General features: G+C 69.4%; 1 protein-coding gene. It reads right to left on the reverse strand.

Annotated elements, in window-relative coordinates; all coding sequences use genetic code 11:
• The coding region (locus FKP22_RS31490; protein ID WP_141292080.1) for a glycosyltransferase family 61 protein at positions 1-1,042 on the reverse strand (1,042 nt) is incomplete at both ends.

A 1,042-nucleotide genomic window follows, 5' to 3' on the forward strand; every position in this document is an offset into this window, starting at 1 on the left:
CCAGGCCAGCTCGCGCTGCGTGAGTTCCAGCGACACGCTGAACGGCGCCGCGACGACACGTGTGCGATCAAAGCCAGGCAGGTTGTGGCCGAGCAGCCAGCGGTGTTGCTGGCCGCGCTGGACCGAGATGTCGACAAAGGTCGGCAAGTTGACTTCTTCCTTGAAGATGGACAGCACGCGGGTGCCGGGCTGGCACCAGCTGAGGTTGGTGTAGGCAGCACCGGGCGGGCCGGCGATGCCACGTGCGTTGGCAAACAAGCGCACCTGCTCCAGCAGGCTCAGCGTTTCCGGCGCCAGCAGCTCGAAGCCCAGCGCCTTGGCCTGCGCCATGATGGTTTCTTCGTGGACCAGCGGCCGACGGTGCGCGCTCAGGCGCGAAATGTAAAGCAGGCGCTGCGGCGCTGGCGGCTGGTCAGGGTCCAGCCCGGCTGCGCGCCACAGGTGGCGGCACAGGTCGTCCATCAGCGGGCGGCAGGCGTACTCCAGCGGCGAGAGCAGCAGCGCATCGGCCAGTTGCAGGGTCTCGCCGTCGGCGTATTCGACCAGTTGCTCCGGGCGCACGCCGATGTCCTGCAGCGAGCTGCGCATCCAGCCCGAGAGCTCGCGCGGCATCAGCAGTGGGCGCCGGTCCAGCCAGCCTTCAGCCTGCAGCCAGCGCACGCGCGACAGGATCAGCACCATCCAGTGGTAGTAGTTACGGTGGTAGGTGGCGTCCAGGTTGGCCAGCACCAGCACCGGCTCGGTGATGCGGCGGGTCTCGCCCGAGGGCTGCAGCGAACAGGCCAGGCGGCCACGGTTGAGCACCTGCAGGTGCTCGTAGGGGTAGTCGCCCATCGACAGGTGCCAGGGCTCGGGCAGCAGCATGCCGCCCTCGCGGGCGATCAGCAGGTACGAATTGCGCACCCGCAGCTCGCGCAGGGCCACCAGCGACAGCCGGGTGGCCACGGTGGCGTGCGGGAAGCGTTGCACCACGCCATCGGCCCGCACCGATTCGAAGTGGCCGGGCACCGCGGGCGCTTCCAGCACGCGCTGCTCGGCCGCG

The organism is Ideonella azotifigens (assembly GCF_006519715.1).
In the GTDB taxonomy this organism is placed as follows: Bacteria; Pseudomonadota; Gammaproteobacteria; order Burkholderiales; family Burkholderiaceae_C; genus Ideonella; species Ideonella azotifigens.